Origin of the sequence: Loigolactobacillus backii, assembly GCF_003946275.1 — a bacterium.
Lineage (GTDB): Bacteria > Bacillota > Bacilli > Lactobacillales > Lactobacillaceae > Loigolactobacillus > Loigolactobacillus backii.
In genome coordinates, this window is the sequence record NZ_RHNQ01000095.1 from 1 (window position 1) to 5,618 (window position 5,618).

Annotated in this window: 6 protein-coding genes; 3 read left to right on the forward strand and 3 right to left on the reverse strand. The window is 40.7% G+C overall.

Going from position 1 to position 5,618, the window contains the following annotated elements:
• Positions 1–191: 191 nt before the first annotated feature.
• Together EKM61_RS11170 and EKM61_RS11175 are read right to left on the reverse strand one after the other, a co-directional pair.
• Positions 192–581 carry a PTS sugar transporter subunit IIA domain-containing protein gene (locus tag EKM61_RS11170; RefSeq protein ID WP_082918471.1) on the reverse strand — a complete coding sequence of 130 codons (390 nt, stop codon included), beginning with the start codon at positions 579–581 and terminating at the stop codon, positions 192–194.
• A gap of 178 nt (positions 582–759) precedes the next feature.
• The gene (locus tag EKM61_RS11175) at positions 760–1,272 is read right to left on the reverse strand and encodes a PTS sugar transporter subunit IIA (RefSeq protein ID WP_068222363.1); all 513 of its coding nucleotides are present in this window, start codon (positions 1,270–1,272) and stop codon (positions 760–762) included.
• A gap of 347 nt (positions 1,273–1,619) precedes the next feature.
• Here EKM61_RS11175 and EKM61_RS11180 point away from each other — a divergent pair, with 347 nt between their 5' ends.
• Both EKM61_RS11180 and EKM61_RS11185 read left to right on the forward strand, forming a co-directional pair.
• Positions 1,620–2,681 (forward strand): AI-2E family transporter, encoded by a 1,062-nt coding sequence (locus EKM61_RS11180; protein WP_068222366.1) that lies wholly within the window; start codon positions 1,620–1,622, stop codon positions 2,679–2,681.
• 379 nt (positions 2,682–3,060) lie between these two features.
• Positions 3,061–4,272: a MalY/PatB family protein gene (locus tag EKM61_RS11185; RefSeq protein ID WP_068222368.1), complete on the forward strand. Its 1,212-nt coding sequence runs from the start codon at positions 3,061–3,063 to the stop codon at positions 4,270–4,272.
• On the opposite strand, the gene EKM61_RS11190 is transcribed toward EKM61_RS11185, so the two are convergent.
• Positions 4,269–4,463, reverse strand: a complete 195-nt coding sequence (locus tag EKM61_RS11190) for a hypothetical protein (RefSeq protein ID WP_068222371.1) — start codon at positions 4,461–4,463, stop codon at positions 4,269–4,271. The two genes, EKM61_RS11185 and EKM61_RS11190, sit on opposite strands and share 4 nt — an antisense overlap.
• 338 nt (positions 4,464–4,801) lie before the next feature.
• Here EKM61_RS11190 and EKM61_RS11195 point away from each other — a divergent pair, with 338 nt between their 5' ends.
• Positions 4,802–5,491 carry a 2,3-diphosphoglycerate-dependent phosphoglycerate mutase gene (locus EKM61_RS11195; RefSeq protein ID WP_068222373.1) on the forward strand — a complete coding sequence of 230 codons (690 nt, stop codon included), beginning with the start codon at positions 4,802–4,804 and terminating at the stop codon, positions 5,489–5,491.
• Positions 5,492–5,618 lie beyond the last annotated feature (127 nt).

Consider the following 5,618-nt stretch of genomic DNA (forward strand, 5'->3'; position numbering starts at 1 on the left):
CTTTTTTATTTTTCTGATTTTCAAAACAGACAAAAAACCGGTATTAGTTATTCACCAATACCAGAAAGTGTAGACCCGTTTTTTTCTGAACATTACTCTAGAACGTGCGCTAAAAGTCTGGATTAGCTTACGTTACGCAGTGAATCCAAAGGCGACTTTCGGCCCACTCCTGGCATAATTCTTTAAGCATTTTATTGTGGTAAAACCGAGGCCGCGTTTTTCGTGATGTGAACAATATCTTCAGCGTAGGCGCGACCAGAGGGATAATCCTTAAATAAAGTTTCTAATAATGAGGCCAGATTGCCGCCAGCGACAATGCTGATGTGACTGTTAGTTTGAGTTAGCACTGCGGCAACGTAAAATGGCGTGCCACCGAGTAAATCAGTTAAGAACACTATGTCTTTACCGCCAGCAGTGTTAACTTCCTGGATAAAACGTTCACGCAAATCATCCTCTGAATCATCAGAACTAAAATCTATGAAAGTCATGTGGCGCGGATTTCCAACAATCATTTCAATTGCGTCGCGCATACCGCTAGCATAGTGGCCGTGGCCAGTGACGATAACTTTTATTTTGGTCATTGGACCCACCTCTTAAATTAAGTTAATTTTATTTTAGCGCGAACCGTTAAAATAACCTACAAAAAGGCAAGGGGTGTCTAAAAAATTTAACCGGTAATTCGATCAGCGTCGCTAGTAGGGTAATGTCAGAATCTAAGCGCTTTTCCAGATACTCTCTAGGCGCCATTTCGAACACTCCTTAGTCGTGAGCAATCGTTACTTTGAAATTTTTAATTAAGAAGTCGTAAATTGTTTTTGGATCATCACTCTTAAAGAATGACAACAAATTTTGCCGATCCAATGAAGTGAAGAAGTTCATCAAATCGGCCAGAAGATTGGCCTGGCCTTCATGATCATCGTTTAAAATAATGAAAAGAAACGAAACGGGAAGCGCCGCCTTTGCGTTTGTCATATTTCCAAAGGCAATTGGTGTCGTTAACTTCACGGGCACAATCTTTTCGGTAGTAACAAATTCACCATGTTTAGTGTGGGGAATTGCAATTGCCGGGTAGTCTTGGACGATAACAGATAGGTCAACGCCAGTTGGGGCCTTTTGCTCGCGCTCAGTAATGTTGGCCAGAAAACCTGGCTTTACGTAGCCTAAGGTGGCTAATTTTTGAGATACTTCTTGAAAAACGGCCTGTTGACTGGTTTGCTGGGAAATAAAAACGGCGTTTGGGTCAAACAGTGTTGCAGCGGATAATTTTGCCATGATATGATAGGCTCCTTTTGTTTTCTGAAAATTTTCTACGCTTATTCTAACATGAATTAGAGTGGGTCTCAAAAGCATTTGAATTTTTTGCCAGCGTCACAATTATTATCGGTGTCGTTAATTAAAATGGCGAATATTTGCCAGTAGTGTTCAAGTTCTTTATGTCACACTTGCGGATTATTGTTGGCAGTCGACTAAGCCAGATTGCAGTATAAAAGCGCCAGTAATTTTGTTGTTACGATTAATCGAGAAAAATTTCTCACATTTCTTAGGTTTTGCCGTATTTTCTCAATCAAGTTAGGTACAATGATTACTGTAATGGAATAAAAGAGAATGGATGTGGTTGTTTGTCTGTTTGGAATAGATTTCTCAAAAATACCGAATTGCGGCGGGTAACGGTATTGGCACTAATTATTTTTGTGCTGTACTTGGCGCGGGGGATGCTCAGTGTCATCCTGTTAACCTTTATTTTTACGTTTCTCGTTTTGCAACTGGTTAAATTTGTGCGGCGGTTTGTTAAGGTGCCCTCGGCCGTCATTGTGGTGGTCATTTATTTACTGGTCATTTACTTGCTGTACTTGGCGGTGACCAATTATTTACCGGTGATTGCGAATCAAGCAATTAAGATGGTCAATTCAGTTTATAAATTTTATCAGAATCCAGATCACGATACTAATCAGGTTTTGCGTTGGGTAAATACTTACATTAAACGTTCAGATCTTGTTAACCAATTTAAAGGTGGCGTGACCGTTGCCTTAAGCTATATAACGAGTGTTGGTTCGATGGGTGCAACCTTCCTGTTATCGTTAGTTTTGAGTTTCTTCTTTACCGTTGATCGTGATCGAATGTATAGTTTTTCCCGGTTGTTTTTAAAGAGCCATTACGCCTGGTTCTTTAATGATATTTACTTTTTTGCTAAGAAATTTGTGAATACATTTGGTGTTGTCATTGAGGCGCAAGTCTTTATTGCCCTCATCAATACGATCATTACCACAATTATTTTGGCGATAATGAAAATGCCGCAGCTACCAAGTTTAGCAATCATGGTCTTCTTGTTGAGCATGGTGCCAGTTGCCGGCGTCATTATCTCGTGTGTTCCGCTATCGCTCATTGGCTATTCAGTTGGGGGCATTCGCGACGTTGCCTACATTTTAATCATGATTCTTGTCGTGCACATGTTGGAAACGTACGTCTTAAATCCGCAATTTATGTCGAGTCGGACCAAATTACCCGTATTTTATACGTTTGTTGTCCTAATGATTGGTGAATGGGTGTTTGGAACGTGGGGCCTGATTGTTGGCATTCCGATTTTTACGTTCTTACTTGATATTTTAGGTGTGAAATCAATTAGTGAAAATACGCAAACAATTGCGGAAGAGAATCCACCTGAAAAGGGGAAACACGTTTGACATTAATTTGATTTCGCCGTATAGTGATCTTAAATTAGAAACAGATGAGAGACGCTGAAGAGAAGAGTAGTAACGATTAGCCAGACAGAAAACTTTTGGTAATGTGAAAAAGTGGGAATTTGTTACGAAGATGAGCTCTGAGTTGTTACTGGGTCGCAAGGCTGAATAACCGGGTTGCACACGATATCGTGCTGGGCATGGGAGTGATTGAAAGGCCTAAGCACTTTTTCAATCGACCCCATGTCCACAAGGCTGTAACTGTGAAGTTAGAGCAAATTTAGGTGGTACCACGAAATCAAAAAGCTTTCGTCCTGAAGATCATAATTGATCAGGATGAAAGCTTTTTTAGTGGTTTGAAAATTGAAAGGGAATGAGATAAATGGCAGATACAGAAGCATTTATAAAAAAGTATGCAGTAGATCGTAGTGGAACAAATTCATTGAAGTGGGATGCTCTAAATGAGCGCTACGGTGATCCTGATTTGCTTGCAATGTGGGTAGCTGACATGGAGTTCAAGGTTCCTGAACAGGTGACAGCGGCGCTTACGAAACGAGTTGCTCACGGCGTTTATGGTTATTCATTTACACCTGATTCATACTATGATGCTTATTTTTCCTGGCAAAAACGGCGCCACAATATTGATTTGCAGAAGGACTGGCTACGTTTTGATAATGGCGTCGTCAATTCCTTGTATGGTATTGTCAATACCTTCACTCAGCCAGATGACGCTGTTCTTATTTTAACGCCGGTTTATTATCCATTTCATAATGCCGTTTTGGACAATCACCGCAAGCTAGTTACTTCGGAGTTAGTTGATCAGGATGGCCACTACGAAATTGATTTTGCTGACGTTGAACGCAAAATTGTGACCGAAAACGTCAAATTATTCATTCAGTGTTCGCCACACAATCCGGTTGGCCGGATTTGGAGCGCGGATGAATTACAGCAGATTTTGGAAATTTGCAAACGACATAATGTTCTGGTTGTTTCTGATGAAATTCACCAAGACATTGAAGTTGGTACCAAAAAATTTGTTTCTGCCTTGTCCGTTGCCAAAGGTGCTTTTCAGAATAATTTAATCGTCGTCACGGCGCCATCGAAGACTTTCAACGTTGCCTGTTTATTGAATTCCCACGTGATCATTCCTAATCCTAAAATTCGCCAACGTTACGATGCTGGCAAGAAACGTTTTAACGAAACGGAGATTAGCGTGTTGGGCCAAGTTGCCGCTGAAGCAGCCTATACTTACGGCGATAAATGGTTAGATCAGATTCTGCAGATTGTCCGGGATAATTATACGTATCTGCGGCGTGAACTAACGACCAAGGTACCGGGGATTAAAATCGCTGATCTAGAAGGGACTTACCTCACGTGGCTTGATTTGCGCCAGGTTGTTCCTGCTGGATTAACCAAGGAGTTCATTCAAGAAGATTGCCATTTGGCCGTCGATTATGGCCAGTGGTTTGGCAAACGAGATGAAGGCTTCGTCCGGCTAAATTTAGCAACTAACCCTAAATTAGTTCATAAGGCAGTGGCTAACATTGTTGCCGGTCTGACCAAATTACAAGCAGATCACACCAGTATTGTTTAACGCGTGAAGAAGTGGTGAAGCCCAGTAACAACGTAAATAAAAAGCCCACCCATTAAAATAATTCCCATGATGGCGTGCAAAATTGATAGGGCACCACTTTGATTGACCAGCGCCTTGTAGCCAGGCATAAAAGCGTAAATTATAAAGTAAAACATGCTGAGAAACCAAATACCAAAAACAACTCTACGCAAAATTATTTCCTCCTAATGATAACGAATTAAGTTTCGATCACGTCAAAAATAAACCTTGTCGTGGTCGTTATTTATTTTTTGGCGTTTTTATCAAGACTCATTTTTGAGGCATTAGTCCATCATTAATAAGTCGCAAATAGAATACTTTTAAACTGAGCTCTGCCGCAAAATGAGTGAATCCTAGCGTTAGTTTGAATGTCCTTATTTTAGATGATTTGGTTTCAGAATACAAAATTGTTTTCTGAAATATAGCGGAAAAAGTGGCTAAAGGCTATGCTTTTTTTTCGTGAAAGTGTACAATAAACTAGAATAATAAATAAAAGTGAGGTTATTAATAAATGGCAAAATTAGTCTTTATCCGTCACGGTCAAAGTGAATGGAATTTATCTAACCAATTTACTGGTTGGGTCGATGTTGATCTAAGTGAAGAAGGCGTACGCCAAGCACAAAATGCCGGTGCCCTTTTGAAAAAAGAAGGTATCGAATTTGATCAGGCTTACACGTCAGTATTAACGCGTGCCATCAAGACTTTACATTACGCATTAGAGGGCGCTGGCCAATTATGGATCCCAGAAATGAAGACATGGCGCTTAAATGAACGTCATTACGGCGCTTTACAAGGCTTAAACAAAAAAGAAACTGCTGAAAAATACGGTGACGAACAAGTCCACATTTGGCGTCGTTCGTACGATACTTTACCGCCATTGTTGGATGCTAGTGACGAAGGCTCTGCAGCACAAGATCGTCGTTATGCTGACTTAGACCCGCGCGCTATTCCTGGTGGCGAGAACTTGAAGGTTACTTTGGAACGTGTTATCCCATTTTGGGAAGACGAAATTGCGCCTAAATTATTAGACGGCAAAAACGTCATCATCGCCGCTCATGGTAACTCACTACGCGCCTTAACGAAGTACATTGAAAACATCTCTGATGCTGACATCATGGACGTTGAAATGGCAACTGGCGAACCAGTTGTTTATGACTTGGACGATAAGTTGAACGTGGTTAGTAAGAAGAAGTTAGGCTAATAATTGTATGATAACAGGCATTCTCCTTTTGTGGGAATGCCTGTTTTTTAGGGTCTCTGTCAAATCGTATTGGTGGAGATTTTGAACGGCACATTCACTTCGGTGAATGTGCTTTTTGTTTACTCAT

Bases quoted from the DNA above. Each gene is read 5' to 3' on its own strand.
- EKM61_RS11195 (WP_068222373.1), top strand. From the start codon at position 4,802: ATGGCAAAATTAGTCTTTATCCGTCACGGTCAAAGTGAATGGAATTTA.
- EKM61_RS11175 (WP_068222363.1), bottom strand. From the start codon at position 1,272: ATGGCAAAATTATCCGCTGCAACACTGTTTGACCCAAACGCCGTTTTT.
- EKM61_RS11170 (WP_082918471.1), bottom strand. From the start codon at position 581: ATGACCAAAATAAAAGTTATCGTCACTGGCCACGGCCACTATGCTAGC.
- EKM61_RS11185 (WP_068222368.1), top strand. From the start codon at position 3,061: ATGGCAGATACAGAAGCATTTATAAAAAAGTATGCAGTAGATCGTAGT.